12 protein-coding genes are annotated in these 15,729 nt (G+C 62.5%); 2 read left to right on the top strand and 10 right to left on the bottom strand.

Translation table 11 applies throughout. The annotated features are described in order from the left end of the window. Positions 1–249 precede the first annotated feature (249 nt). The 10 genes from trkA to MHM84_RS08625 all read right to left on the bottom strand — a co-directional run bounded on the left by trkA (position 250) and on the right by MHM84_RS08625 (position 14,094). The gene (gene trkA / locus MHM84_RS08670) at positions 250–1,623 is read right to left on the bottom strand and encodes a Trk system potassium transporter TrkA (protein ID WP_239264907.1); all 1,374 of its coding nucleotides are present in this window, start codon (positions 1,621–1,623) and stop codon (positions 250–252) included. A gap of 70 nt (positions 1,624–1,693) precedes the next feature. Beyond that, a complete protein-coding gene (locus tag MHM84_RS08665; RefSeq protein WP_239264905.1) occupies positions 1,694–2,437 on the bottom strand; it encodes a ribonucleoside-diphosphate reductase in 744 nt (247 codons plus the stop codon). A gap of 90 nt (positions 2,438–2,527) precedes the next feature. Beyond that, positions 2,528–5,959, bottom strand: a complete 3,432-nt coding sequence (locus tag MHM84_RS08660; protein WP_239264903.1) for an adenosylcobalamin-dependent ribonucleoside-diphosphate reductase — start codon at positions 5,957–5,959, stop codon at positions 2,528–2,530. Between the two features lie 398 nt (positions 5,960–6,357). Further along, positions 6,358–7,299 carry a hydroxymethylglutaryl-CoA lyase gene (locus tag MHM84_RS08655; protein WP_239264901.1) on the bottom strand — a complete coding sequence of 314 codons (942 nt, stop codon included), beginning with the start codon at positions 7,297–7,299 and terminating at the stop codon, positions 6,358–6,360. Further along, positions 7,296–9,239, bottom strand: coding sequence for an aconitate hydratase (locus MHM84_RS08650; protein ID WP_239264899.1), 1,944 nt, complete (start codon positions 9,237–9,239; stop codon positions 7,296–7,298). Before MHM84_RS08650 ends, MHM84_RS08655 begins: the two co-directional genes overlap by 4 nt. Beyond that, positions 9,232–9,753, bottom strand: a complete 522-nt coding sequence (locus MHM84_RS08645; RefSeq protein ID WP_239264897.1) for a TRAP transporter small permease — start codon at positions 9,751–9,753, stop codon at positions 9,232–9,234. Before MHM84_RS08645 ends, MHM84_RS08650 begins: the two co-directional genes overlap by 8 nt. Positions 9,754–9,764: 11 nt before the next feature. Next, positions 9,765–10,811 (bottom strand): TRAP transporter substrate-binding protein DctP, encoded by a 1,047-nt coding sequence (dctP, locus tag MHM84_RS08640; protein WP_239264895.1) that lies wholly within the window; start codon positions 10,809–10,811, stop codon positions 9,765–9,767. 53 nt (positions 10,812–10,864) lie between these two features. Next, positions 10,865–12,157, bottom strand: coding sequence for a TRAP transporter large permease subunit (locus MHM84_RS08635; RefSeq protein ID WP_239264893.1), 1,293 nt, complete (start codon positions 12,155–12,157; stop codon positions 10,865–10,867). A gap of 13 nt (positions 12,158–12,170) precedes the next feature. Further along, complete coding sequence (locus MHM84_RS08630) at positions 12,171–13,370, bottom strand: CaiB/BaiF CoA-transferase family protein (protein WP_239264891.1); 1,200 nt, start codon at positions 13,368–13,370, stop codon at positions 12,171–12,173. Positions 13,371–13,419: 49 nt separating this feature from the next. Beyond that, positions 13,420–14,094 (bottom strand): GntR family transcriptional regulator, encoded by a 675-nt coding sequence (locus tag MHM84_RS08625; protein WP_239264889.1) that lies wholly within the window; start codon positions 14,092–14,094, stop codon positions 13,420–13,422. A gap of 150 nt (positions 14,095–14,244) precedes the next feature. Between MHM84_RS08625 and MHM84_RS08620 the strand changes: the two genes are divergently transcribed. Beyond that, positions 14,245–14,634: a SirB2 family protein gene (locus MHM84_RS08620; protein ID WP_239264887.1), complete on the top strand. Its 390-nt coding sequence runs from the start codon at positions 14,245–14,247 to the stop codon at positions 14,632–14,634. Positions 14,635–14,758: 124 nt separating this feature from the next. Further along, positions 14,759–15,673, top strand: coding sequence for an MBL fold metallo-hydrolase (locus MHM84_RS08615; RefSeq protein ID WP_239264883.1), 915 nt, complete (start codon positions 14,759–14,761; stop codon positions 15,671–15,673). Positions 15,674–15,729 lie beyond the last annotated feature (56 nt).

Raw genomic sequence — 15,729 nt, 5'->3', positions numbered from 1 at the left:
CGTCCGTGTGGCTCGGTATCTGGCAGCCAGCGTGTTGTCGTTGGTCGAAATGTATCGCGTCTTAACTGTATACACTATTTAAAAAAATAGCATACATTAGCAAGTTTAATTGACTTCCTATGGATGACGCGGAGCGAAACACTGCCTGACCGATCACACCGAACATGACCTAACGCAACAGTCGCCCAGCAGGCGTTCGTATAGTGCGGCCACACTCCTTTCGGACGACCGGATCATGGACCAAGGCAGCTAGAAGTAGGACAAGCCGACCTGGAACAATCGCTCTACGTCATGCAGGCGACGCTTGTCGGTAAGGAACAGAATCAGGTGATCGTCCGTCTCGATGCAGATATCTCGATGCTCCATCATGATATCGTCACCGCGAATGACGGCGCCGATAGTGACACCCTCGGGCAACTTGATGGCGTCGAGCCTGCACCCGACGAGCCGGGAGGTCTTGGCATCGCCATGCGCCACCGCTTCGATCGCCTCTGCCGCCCCCCGTCGTAGCGAATACGCCTTGACCATGTCGCCACGCCGGATGTAAGCCAGGATGCTACCGATGGTGACCTGCTGGGGTGACACGGCCACGTCGATATCGCCGCCCTGAAGAAGATCCACATAGGCCGGGTCGGTGATCAACGTCAGCACCTTGTGCGCCCCGAGCCGCTTGGCCAACAGTGACGACATGATATTGTCCTCGTCGCTGTTGGTCAGGGCACAGAAGATATCGCAATCCTCGATGCTCTCTTCCACGAGCAGGCGCTTGCGTGTCGAACGTCCATGCAGGACCACGGTGTGCTTGAGGCGCTCCGCCAGATAACGGCACCGCGCCTCGTCGGCCTCGATGAGCTTGACCTGATGGCGGTCTTCCAGCTTTTCCGCCAGTCGCTCGCCGATATTGCCTCCCCCCGCGATGGTAATCCGCCGATAACCCCGCTCGGCCTTGCCGAGTTCATGCATCACCGTAGGGGTATCCTGACGCGAGGCCAGGAAAAACACTTCGTCATCCTTTTCGACAATGGTACTGCCATGGGGAATGATGGCCTCACCTTGTCGGTAAATGGCCGCTACCCGTGTTTCCACATTGGGTAGATGGCGGCCGATGGTGGCCAGTTTCTGACCGATCAGAGGGCCGCCTTCGACCGCCCTGACGGCCACGAGCTGGACTCGGCCATCCGCAAAGTCCAGAACCTGCAGAGAGCCGGGATATTCGAAAAGACTGAAGATATTGTCGGTGACCAGTTGCTCGGGGCTTATGATTACGTCCACAGGCACCGCCTTAGGCGAGAACAGTGCCTTTTGGCCGAGGTAGTCCTTGTCGCGCACCCGCGCGATCTTGGTCGGGGTCTGAAAGAGCGCGTTGGCGACCTCACAGGCCAACATGTTGATCTCGTCGGAATTGGTCACGGCGATCAGCAGGTCCGCGTCCTCGCACCCGGCTGCCCGCAGCACGCTGGGATGAGAGGCCTTGCCCGCCACCGTGCGTATGTCCAGGCTGACATTCAACTCATCCAGAAGATCGCAGGCGGTGTCGACGACCGTGATGTCGTGCCCTTCCTGCACGAGATGTTCCGCCAGGTTGCTACCGATCTGCCCCGCCCCCAGAATGAGGATTTTCATAAAAGCACCCCAACTTATGTTGGATCCAGCATAGTTGCGGCGCTTTCCTGTCAGCAATGCCCCCGATTGGTCAGCCGCACTTCGACCAGCCGCAGCCAGTACAGGTCGGGCAACCATCCATCATTACCAGTTCGCTTCGACATTCGGGACAGTGGCCGACGGCGGCGGACACTTCGCCAGCTGGGACCGATGCCGGTGCTTCCTTGGGCGCAGCTTCGTCCTGGGCCGGCGGCTGCCAGGGGTGGCCATGGGTCATACGATGCGCATAACGGCGAACCAGCTCGTCGACCGGCACTTGGTGGCCGTCGATATCGAGGAAGCCGCGCCGGTAGAGGATCTGCTGAATCGACCAGGCGATCGCCGCCACCTCGGAATCGTGAAACATGGGCTTGCCCCAGCGGTTCATGCCACAGCGCACCAAGCCCTTGTCCCAAGCCACCTTGCGCAGGTCGGCGACCGCCTGGGTCACGTAGCCGCCGCGCGCAGCCAGCGACAGGCTGCGCATGGTGGCGGTGATCCACTGGTGTTCGCTGGAGAGCTGACCGGAGGGAAAGAAGAATTCCACCGGGCGTTCGATGACCACCCGCTTGCCATTGACCACGCCCTCCACCGGCATGAACGACACCAGCAAATAGACCTTGCGCCGCCCCTCGGCGCCGACATAGGAGATCTTCTCGGATACTGCTTCCAGCGTCCCCTCGGGGCGCGAAGGGATGCGGACCGTGAGCGGATCCTCGTCGGGGATCGGCGGCGCTTCGGGAACCGCCTTCTTGACGCTGTAGGCGATGATCTTGGAGTTGATTTCGACGGCCATCAGTTGGCTTCTCCAGACAATGGTTGAGTGGCGCAACGCTTCCACTGTTCGGGGCTGACCCGGTCACAAGGCTGTTGAGAGAGCATTGGCTCACCACTTGCCATAGGTGCCCTCCTTCAGCGCGTCATACAGATTGGCCGCGTTGTGCTCCTCGCCGTCGTAGATCACCGTCTCGTCGCCCTTGAGTTCCAGCGTCTCGCCGTTTTCCAGCTCGAACACGTAAGTCGTGCCCTTGAGGTCCTCCTCGCGCACCAGCACGCCCTGGAAGGCCTCGGGGTTGAAGCGGAAGGTGGTACAGCCCTTGAGCTTGCTGGCGTAAGCGTCCAGGTAAAGGTCCTTGAACTGCTCGAAGGGGAACTCGGTGGGTACGTTGACCGTCTTGGAGATCGCCGAGTCGACCCAGGTCTGCGCCGCGGCCTGCACCGCCACGTGCTGCTTGGGTGTTACCGCATCGGCGGTAATGAAATAATCCGGCAAGTCGCTCTCCACCGCGTCCGCCGCGATGAAATGGCGGTAGGCCGCCAGCTCGAAGGACACCACCTCGACCTGCTCCTTGGTCTTGCGCCCCGCCTGGATGACGTTGCGGAAGTAGTGGTGCGAGAATGACGGCTCGATACCGTTGGAGGCGTTATTGCCCAAGGACAGGCTGATGGTGCCGGTGGGTGCGATCGATGAATGATGAGTAAAGCGCGCACCATGCTCGGCCAGCGCCGCGACCAGCTCCGGCTCCACCTCGGCGAGCTTCTGCATGTAGCGGCTGTAACGGGCATGCAGGATGCGCCCCGGCACCCGGTCGCCAACCTCGTAGCCGTCCCGGCCCAGTTCCGGCCGTTCGCGCAGCATCTTGGGCGTGATCTCGAACTCCTCGGCGAGGATCGGCGCCATGCCCTTTTCACGGGAAATTTCCAGCGCCTGCTTCCAGCCCTCCACGGCCAGCACCTGGCTGACCTCTTCGGTGAAGGCCAGCGACTCCGGCGAACCATAAGGCATCTTGAGCATGGTCATGGTCGAGCCCAAGCCCAGGAACCCCATGCCGTGTCGGCGCTTGGCCTCGATCTCGCGGCGTTGCCCGGGCAGCGGCAGGCTACTGATCTCGACCACGTTGTCGAGCATGCGGGTGAAGATCGTCACCACCTGACAGTAACGCTCCCAGTCGAAGCGCGGGTTCTCGCCGAACGGATCGATCACGAAGCGGGTAAGGTTGACTGATCCCAGAAGACATGCGCCTTCTGGCGGTAGTGGTTGCTCACCGCAGGGGTTGGTCGCGCGAATCTCCTCGCAGAACCAGTTGTTGTTCATGCGGTTGACTTGGTCGATCAGGATGAACCCCGGCTCGGCAAAGTCATAGGTCGAGCGCATGATGGTGTCCCACAGCGCGCGGGCGCGGATGCGCTCGACGACGCGGCATGCCACGCGGCCCTCGGCATCGACGGTGTAGCCTTCCTCGATCACCGGCCAGTCGCGGTAGATGACATCGTCGGGGCCGACGTCCTCGGTCTCGCCCGGGTGCAGCGGGAAGACCAGCGGCCATTCGGCGTCGTGCTTTACCGCCTCCATGAACTCGTCGGTGATCAGCAGGCTGAGATTGAACTGGCGTAAGCGCCCCGCTTCGCGCTTGGCCTCGATGAACTCGCGCACATCCGGATGACCGACGTCGAAGGTGCCCATCTGTGCGCCGCGGCGGCCGCCTGCCGAGGCCACCGTGAAGCACATCTTGTCGTAGATATCCATGAACGCCAGCGGACCGTTGGTGCCCGCCCCGGCGCCGAACACGAACGCGCCCTTGTGGCGCAGGGTGGAAAACTCATAGCCGATGCCGCAATTATGGATAACCATCAAGCCATTCTTTCCCGCCAAATAGTTATGCTGATGCTCTACTGTGAAATCGTAAAACTTCTCTCCAATTTCTAGGCCTCTGTTTATTTCTTCAATAGGCCTCAGAGTACGAACAAAGGAAATCAGGCTATTAAGATGTGGGAAGCGTTCTTCCCAGCGATCGAGCCAGACTCTGCTGATCACGCTATTGTTATGATATCCATGGTAGAAACCTAGCAACTGGCGTTCTCGGTGGCCTAGCAGAGGAAACTCATTGGCCAAGGCCTTCGTCAAGGCGGAAGTCATTTGGTAACAGTCGTACTGGCCAGCCTGGGCTGCATACGTGCGTATGCGATTCTTCTTGCCACTGTCAGCCATAAAACTAGCAACACAGCAAAGGAAGTCGGAGTCAGAGATTTTCAACGCGACTCCTCCGCTGTCCTTGACTAGCCTACCTTTATAGACATGACTCCGGGCGGACCTATGAGTTAAACCTGCATTCACCCCAAACAGACCTAACAGACTCTTTAACTCATTTGCAAAAGCTGCGCTCTGCGTGGCGATAGTGGCATTTCCGTTCTTGGTGCACACGGTTCCATCAGTATCGATCAAGCCTGCCAGGAAAGGTAAAAAATGACGATCCGGCCGCTGTGCTACCCAGAGTGGAACTTTAGTTCCCTGAACTTTCTTCCCTATCTGGTTATCAATCAAATCTGCTGCACGGCTAGCTTCGAAGCTCGAAACCGTATAATCCCAGACTGGGGTTCCATTGAGTGTTAATGCAGGTACTACTTTTGCTTGTGATCCACAGAAGTCCCGAAAGAAATAAGCATATTGTTCAACTACCTCGCGCTCTGCTGCACGAATCTTGAATACCAACCTAATACCGGCAGCTTTTGCTTTTTCAGCCCATGCAGAACGAGATGGCTTGTACTGCATTTTTTTTTCGTAGGCGCTTCCATCGCCAAGATGGGCTCCTGCAAACCAGGCTTGTAGTGAGGTTGTTTTATCGGCGGTCCAAGGGAACGCATGATGGACTAGCCCGTCAGTCTCACTAACCTTGCCCGCTGGAACATAGATTAGCTCGCCGTCACGATGCACCAGGACTGGATGATGGATAGAAGTGGTTAGCCTGGCCCCGCCTGACACCAGTTCGATATTTTGCTCCCGTGGGACATGAGTCGCCATGTGTTTTTCGACAGGGCGCATTTCGAAACTTCGGGTCTCGATATCGTAGCAGAGCATTTCTTTATGCAGCTCGTTCACTGCAGTCTCAGCTGTCACTACCCCATGCTCAGTGAGCACTAGAGTATCAGGTGCAACACAGCCCGCCTTGAGCGTCATGCCGGCATCCACCACCGCGCCGAGGATGTCGTGCATCGAGTCACGGATGGTGCGCGACACGGTGCAGTTGATCAGGCTCACCGCCGGCTTGTAATCCTCGGCGCCGGCATTGGACATGATCCGCCCGGCGGGGATGGCGCCGTTCTCCAGCGCCCAGCGGAACCTGGGCAGCCAGGCATCGCGCTGCTCGCCCTCGACGTCGGCCAGGGCACGCGCCACCCGCTCCCAGGTATCGGCCACGTCCTTGTCCACCGGCGTGCCGTGGCGATCCTTGAGCCGGTACTTGGCGTCCCATATGGCTTGAGAGGGCGTCTGCATAGGCACCTCGCTGGACGTTCTGGCGGCCTCGGTGGGCGAGTTCATGGTGGGCTCCCCTAGATGAAAGATGGTTCATGGTTCAGCGATTGGCCAAGCGCCCACGAGCAATGCCGTTCTCCTGCCCATTCGGCAGTCGTGTTCGTCAGCCTGAACTCGGTGTCGCCCCTACGGAGAGACGGCCCATCGTGCCATCGAAAAGGCGGTTAGTGTCTGATTCAGGTCAAGGCAACCGAAGGTTCATGCAAAGGGCACACACAATATATAGTACTAATTACACCCCTTGTTCGGCACATATAGTTATGTTTTGTTTTACGAACGATACAGCGCCTGCGCATAGGAGGGATCAGAGGGGGAAGATAGGCCTGAGCAGATGGCGGGAATGACAAGGCAGAAACAAGCTCAGGATGGCCGGCAGCCCATCCTGAAGCAAAGTGAATCAACGCTCAGGCCACCCGCTCGCGAGGCACGTTCCTGAGATGACTGGCCGTCTGTCCGTCCGGCAACGCCGCAATCAGATCGGCCGCCTCGAGCAGGCGCGGCAATGATACGCCGGTATGCACCTTTCCCCCATGCAATGCATAGAGCAGGTCCTCGGTGGCGGTGTTGCCCGTCGCGCCGGGCGCGAAGGGGCAGCCACCCAGCCCCGCCGTGGCGGCATCGAGCGCCGTCGCGCCATGATGGATGGCAAACAGCGCGTTGGCCACGCCCATGCCGTAGGTATCGTGACCGTGAAATGCCCACTTGAGCCTCTCGTCGCCATGCCGCTCGCGCAGCCGGGTGAAGTGATCCGCCACCTGATAGGGCGAGGCCCGTCCGGTAGTGTCGCACAGCGCGACTTCCATCGAGACGTCCCGCACCGCATCCCGCGCCTTGCCGAGCACCGCATCGACCTGTTGCCAGACGATGGTGCCCTCGTAGGGACAATCGAAGCTGGTGCCCAGGTCCAGGCGCAGGCAGACGACATCCTGCAAGTCGCGCTCGTGCAGCAATTCCACGATGGAGGCCAGGCCCGCCACGGACGCGTCGACGCTCTGGCGCACGTTACCCTGATTGTGGGACTCGGACACCGAGACCACATAGACCAGTTCGCGCAGCCCACTGTCCAGGGCCCGTTGCGCGCCCTTCAGGTTGGGCACCAGCGCCGAGAAGCGCATGGCCGGTCGCCTGGTGAAATGCGCTACGATCTCGCCGGCATCGGCCATCTGCGGAATGGCCCGGGGGCTGACGAACGAGCCGATTTCCAGCCGCGTGATGCCGGCCATGATCAATGCCTCGATGCAACGGATCTTGTCGGCGGTAGGCAGCGGTTCGCGGATCGACTGGAAACCGTCGCGCGGTGCGACCTCGACGATGTCCACGCGCGCCGGTGGGGTCAGGATGGTCATGTCCGCCCCTCCACGTTCAGCCAGTTGATGACACCTCCCTGGGAGAGGATCGCCTGCTGCCGGGGACTGAGCTCATGATGCAGGTAGAGCGTATCGGTAGCGTTGAGCGTGGCAATGATCCGCTGGCCCGCCGCGAGCTGCTGGCGCAGGCCGACGATATGCAGGCGGTCGCCCTGCTGCAGCCGGTCGAGGTCTGTCGGTTCCTCGAAGGTCAGCGGCAACACGCCGAAGCACGGCAGGTTCTGCCAGTGGATACGAGCGATGCTCCTGGCGATGACCACTTGCAAGCCCAGGAAACGCGGCACCAGCGCGGCATTCTCGCGGCTCGAGCCCTGCCCGTAGTTGTCGCCGGCGACGATGACGTGCCCCGCATCGCCACGCTCCCGGGCACGGCGCACGTAGCCGGGATCCACCGTCTCGAAGGTGAACTCGGCCGAGGCGTGGATATTGCTCCAGATCGGCAGTACCCGGGCGCCCGCCGGCATGATGTCATCGGTGGAGATGTTGTCGCCGACCTTGAGCAGCACCGGGGCATCGATCGACTCGGGCAGCGCCTCGAGCGCGGGCAATGGCGGGGTGTTGTCGGTCGCGAGCAGCGACACGCCCCGCGCCGTCTCCGGCGGCAGGGGCGGCACGAACATCTGCTCGTTGGCGGTCATGTCCTCGGGCTCGCGCACCCGCGGATAGGTCATGTCCAGCGTGCGCGGATCGGTAATCACGCCATGCAGCGCCGAGGCGGCGGCGGTCTCCGGACTGCACAGGAACACGCTGTCCTCGCGGGTGCCGGAGCGCCCTGGAAAGTTGCGCGGCACGGTACGCAGGCTGTTGCGCCCCGCCGCCGGCGCCTGGCCCATGCCGATGCAGCCGTTGCAGCCCGGCTGGTGCAGGCGAGCCCCGGCCGCCACGAGCGATGAAAGGTGGCCTTCGTCGATGAGCGCGGCGAGGATCTGGCGCGTCGAGGGGTTGATGTCCAGCGAGACGCCGTTGGCGACGCTGCGCCCCTTGACGATCTCGGCGGCCACCGCGAAGTCGCGATAGCCCGGGTTGCCCGAGGAGCCGATGTAGGCCTGATAGACCGGTTCGCCGGCAACCTCGCTGACCGGCACGACCTTGTCGGGACTCGAGGGCAGTGCGATCAACGGCTCGAGCTGCGCCAGGTCGATACGCTCGTCGACGTCATAACGGCAGCCCGGATCGGCGGCCAGCGGCGACCACTCGGCCTCGCGCCCGCGTGAGGCCATGAAGCGGCGAGTGACCTCGTCGCTGGGAAACACGCTGGTGGTCGCGCCCATCTCGGTGCCCATGTTGGCCAGCACGTGGCGATCCATGGCGTCCAGCGTGTCCAGTCCCGGCCCATGATATTCGAGAATACAGTTCTTGGCGCCCGACACCCCATGCCGCTTGAGCAATTCCAGCACGATGTCCTTGGCACTGACCCAGTCGGACAGCCGGCCGGTGAGTTCGACGCCGATGATGCGCGGCATGGGCAGGTACAGTGGCTCGCCGGCCATGGCCATGGCCACTTCGATGCCGCCGGCGCCGATGGCCAGCATGCCCAGCGCCCCGGCGGCGGTGGTGTGGCTGTCGCAGCCCACCATGCTGTCGCCCGGCTTGCCGAAGCGCTCCATGTGCACGGGATGACTGATGCCGTTGCCGGGGCCGCTGTACCAGACGCCGAGTCGCTCGCAGGCGCTCTTCAGGAACAGGTGGGCATCGGCGTTGATATTGTCCTGCTGGATCAAGGTGTGGTCGATGTATTGCACGCTGGGCGAGGTCTTTACCCTCTCGATGCCCATGGCATCGAGCTCGAGCATAACCAGGGTCCCCAGGATGTCCTGCAGCAGGGCCTGGTCCATGCGCAGGGCGATCTCCTGGCCCGGCACCATCTCGCCCTCGACGAGGTGGGCGCCGATCAGTTTGCGGCTGAGTGTCTCAGGCATGCGAGGCCTCCTTGCCGGCGGCGGGATGGACGAGCCGATACGCCGACTGGCAGGTTTCTATCAGGAATTGCAGGGCCAGCGCGCCGAAACCGATGGGCAACAGCGCATAGGGGTAGACCATGGGCGTGCCGAAGGCGCTCGACACCCGTTCACCGTACTCCCAGGACTGGAAAGTCATCAGCCCGCCCCGCCAGACCAGAATGGTGCAGAACAGCATGCCGATCAGGCCGGTCAGCAGGGCGATCAGGGCCTTGACCCGGACGGGCAGCTTGTCGATGAAGAAGGTGATGCGGATATGCGCGTCGTGGCGCTGCGCCTCGGCCGCGCCGATCACGGCCAGGTAGACCAGCAGGAAGGAGTTGATCTCCAGGCTCCAGCTGGTCGGCGCGGCAAAGAAGTAGCGCATGATGGCGTCGTAGCAGATGGTCAGCATCATGAATGCCAGCACCGCCATCGACGTCCAACGCAGGACGGCCAGCAGGCCGTCCCATCCACGCAAGGCTGGCTTGAGCATGGCGGCCACCCTCACGCCTGGCCGAGCGCCAGCGCGATGGCGCGCTCGCCGACCTCCTGCCCCACCTGCTCCTTCCAGTGGTTCCAGACGTCATGCGTGCTGTCGTTGAACGCTGCCAAGTCCTCCTCGCTGGGCTCGACGACCTTAACCCCGGCCTCCTGCACGGCCGGCCAGTATTTTTCCGGATAGACCACGTCGTTGCAGTGGCTGGCGAAGTTGTCGCTGTACCACTGGCTGGCACCCTGCAGGACCTCCTTCGCCCCGTCGTCCAGCGCATCCCAGCGCGAACGCAGCATGAACGGCGCGACGGTGAACGCGGTCAGCGGCAGTTCGTAGCAGGTGCCGAGCTGCTCGTGGAGGCTACGCCCGTAGACGGTGGAAATGTTGGCCACCGCCGCATCCACCGTACCACGCTGCAGCGCCAGGTAGGTCTCGGAGGAGGGAATGCGTACCGCAGCGATATCGTAGGGCTCCAGCGCCTTGGTGGCCTCGAAGCTGACGATGCGCACCTTCTTGCCGCGCAGCGCTTCCAGCGAGGTGATCGGGCTGGCCTGGGTGCTCCAGATGTATTCGGGCTCGAGGATGCCGCCGCCCGACGACAGCATGTAGAGGTTGTCCTTGGCCAGTTCCTCGTTGATCAGTTGGAACAACGGGCTGTCCTGGGCCAGGCGCTCGGGATTGCGGTAGAGCTCGCCTACCACGCCGGGCAGCCCGGTTATACCCAGAATCGGCAGCGAACGGGTGATGTACGAGGTGGTATGGAACATGAAGTCGATACTGCCGGAACGCAGCGCCGGCAGCTGCTCGTCGGCCTTGAGCAACTGGCCGGAATGGTAGAAATCGACGCCCACCGCCTCGCCGCCGTTCTGCTTGAGATAATCGACGAAGCCGTTGGAGCCGTAGCTCAACGCCTCGTAGGAAGGCGTGATGTAGGTCACGCCGGTCAGGGTGGTGGCGGCCATGGCCGGTCGTAAGAACAGGCGGTGGCCGCCGAACAAGGTCGCGCCGGCAGTGGCGAAGGTACCGTACTTGAGCAGTTCGCGACGGGTGATTGGCATGGTGATTCTCCTTGGCTTGTTGTTGTGGGTTATCACACGTTGAGGGGCCGGACTCACATCAGGCCCGGCAACCAGAGGCTGAGGCCGGGGAACAGCACGAACAGCATCAGCACCAGGAACTGCACCGCCACGAAGGGCAGCGCGCTGCGGATGATCTCCTCGATCGACAGCTCGGGGCACACCCCGCGCAGGGCATACAGGTTGAGTCCCACCGGAGGCGTGACCACGGCAATTTCGAGGTTGAGCACCAGTACGATGCCGAACCACAACGGGTCGTAGCCCAGTGCCTGAATCAGAGGCAACAGCACCGGCGTGGTGACCACGATCAGCGAGACTGCGTCAACGATCATGCCGAGCAGCACCAGCAGCACCATCACCGCAAGCAGGATGGCCCATGGCGGCAGCGCACTGGCGGTCAGCATCTCGGTCAGGATCTGCGGCACCCGCACCAGGTTGAGGTAGTCGCCAAAAATCTTGGCGCAGCCGATGATCAGCAGGATGGCGCCACTGATGCGCACCGTGGAGCCGAGGATCTCGAGCAGCCTGCGCCACGACAGCGAGCGGAACACGGCGGTGGCGATCAGAAACGCCCCCAGCGCACCGATGCCGGCGGCCTCGCTCGGCGTGGCTAGCCCAGAGTAGATCGACCCCAGCACGGCGACCACCAGCAGCGCCGCATGCCAGATGTTGGCGAGGCTGCGGAAGCGCTCGCCCCAGCCGAAGGTCTCGGTGGCCCGTGGCGCCTCACCGGGGCGTACCCGCACCCGCAGATAGATGTACAGCGACAGCGCCAGGGCGAGCACGATGCCAGGCACGATGCCGCCGATGAACAGATCGGCCACCGACACGCTGGACACCGCACCATAGATGATGAACGGCACGCTGGGCGGAATCAGCATCGCCAGCGCCCCGGCACTGACCACCGAACCGGCCGCCAGCGAACGGCTGTAGCCGCGTTCGAGCATCTGCGGCACGGCAATCGAGCCGACGGCGGCGACCCCGGCCAGGCTCACGCCCGAGACCGCCCCGAACATCGCCGAGGCGCCCACCGAGGAGATCGCCAGGCTGCCGCGTAGCCAATTGAGCCAGCGCACGGCAGCCTGGAACAGGCTGGCGCCCACCGGCGTCGCGCCGAGGAAGTTGCCCATCAGCACGAACAGCGGCAGGGCGATCAACTCGAAGCTGTTGAGCTGGCCGAACAGCGACGAGGGCGCGAAGAAGAACGCCAGCGAGCCCTTGGCCAGGTACAGCCCCACCAGCCCCGAGAAGCCCAGCGCCAGGAAGATGGGCATGCCCAGGCCGATCAGGGCCACCAGTGACAGCAGGACGATGACGGTATCGTTCATGATCGCGCTCCGTTCAGATCACGCCGCTGTCGCGCAAGGCGGCGATGCCGGTCGTGTCCAGCCTCAGCCATTCCTTGAGCACGGCCTCGGTGTGTTCGCCCAAAGCCGGCCCGACGTGACGTACACGCCCAGGCGTCGCTGACAACCGCGGAAAAACGTTTTGCATCGGCAAGGGCTGGCCGTGACGATCCGCAACCTCGACGATGGCCTCGCGGGCCTGGAAGTGCGGGTCGTCGAGCATTTCCGGGGCACGGTAGACCAGCCCAGCAGGCACGCCGGCCTCGGCCAGCCAGGCGACGATATCGTCGGCATCGTGCTGGTGGGTCCAGGCGGTCACTGCGTCGTCGATGGCCTGTTGGTTTTCGCCGCGTGCGCGATGAGTGGCGTAATCAGGGTGGTCGGCCAAAGCGGGCTGGCCCATCACCTCGCACAGGCGCCGAAACACTGTGTCCTGATTGGCGCCGATGATCACGTCGCGCCCGTCGCGCGCCGGATAGGCATTGGAGGGGGCGATCTTGGGCAGGAAGCTGCCGCTGCGCTCGCGGATCTTGCCGGTGCGGGCATACTCGGGGATCAGGCTTTCCATCATGCCCAGTACCGACTCGAAGATGGCGCTGTCGACCACCTGACCGCGCCCGGTGCGCTCGCGTTGGTGCAGGGCGACTAGCGCACCGAGCGCGCCATGCACCCCGGCCAGGGTATCGCCCAGCGAGATTCCCACCCGGACAGGCGCGCGGTCGGGGTAGCCGCTGAGGTAGCGCAGCCCGCCCATCGCCTCGCACACGGCGGCGAACCCGGCCCGCGAGGCATAGGGGCCGTCCTGACCGAAGCCAGTGACACGGACCATGATCAAACCGGGGTTGCGCCGGGCCAGGTCGTCGTAGCCAAGCCCCCATTTCTCCATGGTGCCGGGCCGGAAATTCTCGATGAGAATGTCGGCCTCGACAGCCAGGTCGCGCAGGATGGCCTGGCCGCGCGGCTGGCGCAGGTCGAGGGTCAGCGACTTCTTGTTGCGACCGATGACATTCCACCACAGCGGTTCGCCGTTGGCGTCGGCCTCGCCCCACTGGCGCATGGCATCGCCCTTGCCGGGGGGCTCGATCTTGATCACGTCGGCACCGAAGTCGGCCAGCACCTGGCCGCAGTAGGGGCCGGCAATCAACTGGCCGAGCTCGAGTACCTTGAGGTCGGTAAGTGGCGTGTCGGGGAGCATTATTGTTGTAACCCTCTCGTTATTGTGTTCGTTGTCGTTCAGGAGGCGTTCAGCCTCCTCCGGCGTCCTCGAATTTCAGGTGCAGGTCGCGCGCCGCCAGCAGATGGGCGCGCATCACGTTTTCGGCCCACTGGGCGTTGCCCGCCTCGATGGCGATCAGCATTTCGCGGTGATGGCGCATGCTGCGCAGCAAATGGTCGTGCTGGTAGTTCTGCAGGTTGCGCCGTGTCACCGAGGTGCGCACCACCATGTCGAGCACTGCGGCCAGGCGCTGACTGCCCGAGGCGCGGATCAACTCGCGGTGAAACTCGTGATTGAGGGCAGCGATCTCGTTGCGGGCCGAGTCGCTGGCCTGTTCGGCCAACAGTTCCATGCGTTTGGCCAGTTGCTGCAGGTGCTTCAACTGGGCCGGCTGGATATGCTGTGTGGCGCGATGGATGGCGAGCGGTTCGAGCAGCAGGCGGATTTCGAAGACTTCCTGGGCATCCTGCTCGGTCCAGGCCGTGACGCGGGCGCCGTGATGGGGAATCGCCTCCAGCCAGCCTTCGGTGACCAGCTCGCGCAATGCCTCACGGACCGGCGTGCGGCTGACCTCGAGTTCCTTGGCCACGCCAGTCTCGCGCACGTACTCGTGGGGCTGATAGCTGCCATCGAGGATGCGACGTTTGATCGCCTCGTAAACCTGCGCCACCGCCGTAGGATAGGGAGTCTGTTTCGTCGTCACGGGCCGCACCTGTTGCATACAACTTAAGCGTAGATGCCCCTGAATTAGGGCGCGTATTGCGCTTTGGTCGTAAAGTTGTATGCAATTTCCTGGACCACACCGCCTCGGCCCGTACACCTAATGCATCGCGACAAGCTGAAGGGACATCGCGTGGACTACTTTCTGATCAAGCACATTCACATGACCGCTGCGGGCCTCAGTCTGGCGCTATTCAGCCTGCGGGCTTGGTGGTCGGTACGCGAATCGCCGCAGCTGCAACGGCGGTGGGTAAAGCTACTACCGCACCTGATCGATACGGTGTTGCTGACGGCGGGGATTACGCTGATGATCATGCTGCGCGCCTGGCCCACGCAGCACCCCTGGCTGGCAGCCAAACTGATCGGCCTGGTGGCCTACATCGTCATCGGCACGCTGGCGATCAAGCGCGGCCGGACGCCGACGATCCGCGCCGTGGCCTCCCTTGTCGCTATCGCGATCTTTCTCTATATCGTCGGGGCGGCACTGTCGCACCACCCCTGGTCGTGGTGGATGCGGTTTTAACCAGCAGCGCATGTCATTCAACGAAAGTGTCATTTCCGGGTATGAGTCGCCTGCTAGGCTAAGCGAACCAGTGTGCGCATAACGCACATTGGTTCGTTAAACGATAAAAAGAGACTCCTGCCCGATGAGAAAACACCACCCCTTCCTGGCGCTCTCCCTCACTGCTCTGCTGACGTTCTTTGCCCACGCCTCTTTGGCAGACACTCAGGTCGTCATGCTCGGCACGGGTACGCCGGTGCCCAACGGCGAGCGCGCCGGTGCCGGCGTTGCAGTCATCTATGAAGGTGAGGCTTATCTCTTCGACGTGGGTGCCGGTGTCGTCGAGCGCGCCATGCAAGCCGCCGAGAGGCTCGGCATCGATGCGCTGTACCCCACGAACATCGAGCATCTGTTCCTGACCCACCTGCACAGTGATCACGTGTTGGACTACCCAGAGCTGCTGGGCACCTATTGGTGGCGACGCGAAAACCCGTTGCAGGTCATCGGTCCCCAGGGAACACAGGGGATGAGCGAAGGCATGTACACCATGCTGGCGGCAGATACCGAGACTCGCCTGAAGGACAAGAGTCCTGTTACCAATCCCAATGCCGCCTATGCCGACGTGACCGAGATCGCCCAGCTCGGCACGGTCTACGAGACGGAGGATATCCAGGTGGAGGCCTTTCCCGTTTCTCACGGCGACTGGGACCTGGCCTACGGTTACAAGATCACCACTCCCGACAAGATCGTAGTGATTTCCGGCGATACCTCGATCAACCAGGAAGTGGAGAAACAGGCCGCAGGTGCCGACATTCTGATCCACGAGGTCATCAGCCGCACGGGATGGGAGGACTTGCCGAAACAGTGGCAAGACTATCATCAGTACGCCCATACGCTGACCAACGAGTTGGCCGAGCTAGCCAACCGGGCCCAGCCGGACCTGTTGGTGCTCACGCACGTGCTACATTATGGAGCGCCCATCGAGACTGCACTGAAGGAGGTCCAGCGCGATTACGATGGCGAGGTCCGGCTGGCCGACGATCTGGACGTCTACGAGTAGCGCTGGCTTCCGCTAGCGGCAACCAGCGCTTCAGTTCCTGTTACTGCCCGCCATCC

This window comes from Halomonas sp. McH1-25, from assembly GCF_022348165.1.
Taxonomy (GTDB): Bacteria; Pseudomonadota; Gammaproteobacteria; order Pseudomonadales; family Halomonadaceae; genus Modicisalibacter.
The sequence above is the reverse complement of the archived record's forward strand: the minus strand, read 5'-3'. Positions and strand labels throughout refer to the sequence as shown.

Coding starts and splice junctions, on each gene's coding strand:
- trkA (WP_239264907.1), bottom strand. CDS start 1,623: ATGAAAATCCTCATTCTGGGGGCGGGGCAGATCGGTAGCAACCTGGCG.
- MHM84_RS08665 (WP_239264905.1), bottom strand. CDS start 2,437: ATGGCCGTCGAAATCAACTCCAAGATCATCGCCTACAGCGTCAAGAAG.
- MHM84_RS08660 (WP_239264903.1), bottom strand. CDS start 5,959: ATGAACTCGCCCACCGAGGCCGCCAGAACGTCCAGCGAGGTGCCTATG.
- MHM84_RS08655 (WP_239264901.1), bottom strand. CDS start 7,299: ATGACCATCCTGACCCCACCGGCGCGCGTGGACATCGTCGAGGTCGCA.
- MHM84_RS08650 (WP_239264899.1), bottom strand. CDS start 9,239: ATGCCTGAGACACTCAGCCGCAAACTGATCGGCGCCCACCTCGTCGAG.
- MHM84_RS08645 (WP_239264897.1), bottom strand. CDS start 9,753: ATGCTCAAGCCAGCCTTGCGTGGATGGGACGGCCTGCTGGCCGTCCTG.
- dctP (WP_239264895.1), bottom strand. CDS start 10,811: ATGCCAATCACCCGTCGCGAACTGCTCAAGTACGGTACCTTCGCCACT.
- MHM84_RS08635 (WP_239264893.1), bottom strand. CDS start 12,157: ATGAACGATACCGTCATCGTCCTGCTGTCACTGGTGGCCCTGATCGGC.
- MHM84_RS08630 (WP_239264891.1), bottom strand. CDS start 13,370: ATGCTCCCCGACACGCCACTTACCGACCTCAAGGTACTCGAGCTCGGC.
- MHM84_RS08615 (WP_239264883.1), top strand. CDS start 14,759: ATGAGAAAACACCACCCCTTCCTGGCGCTCTCCCTCACTGCTCTGCTG.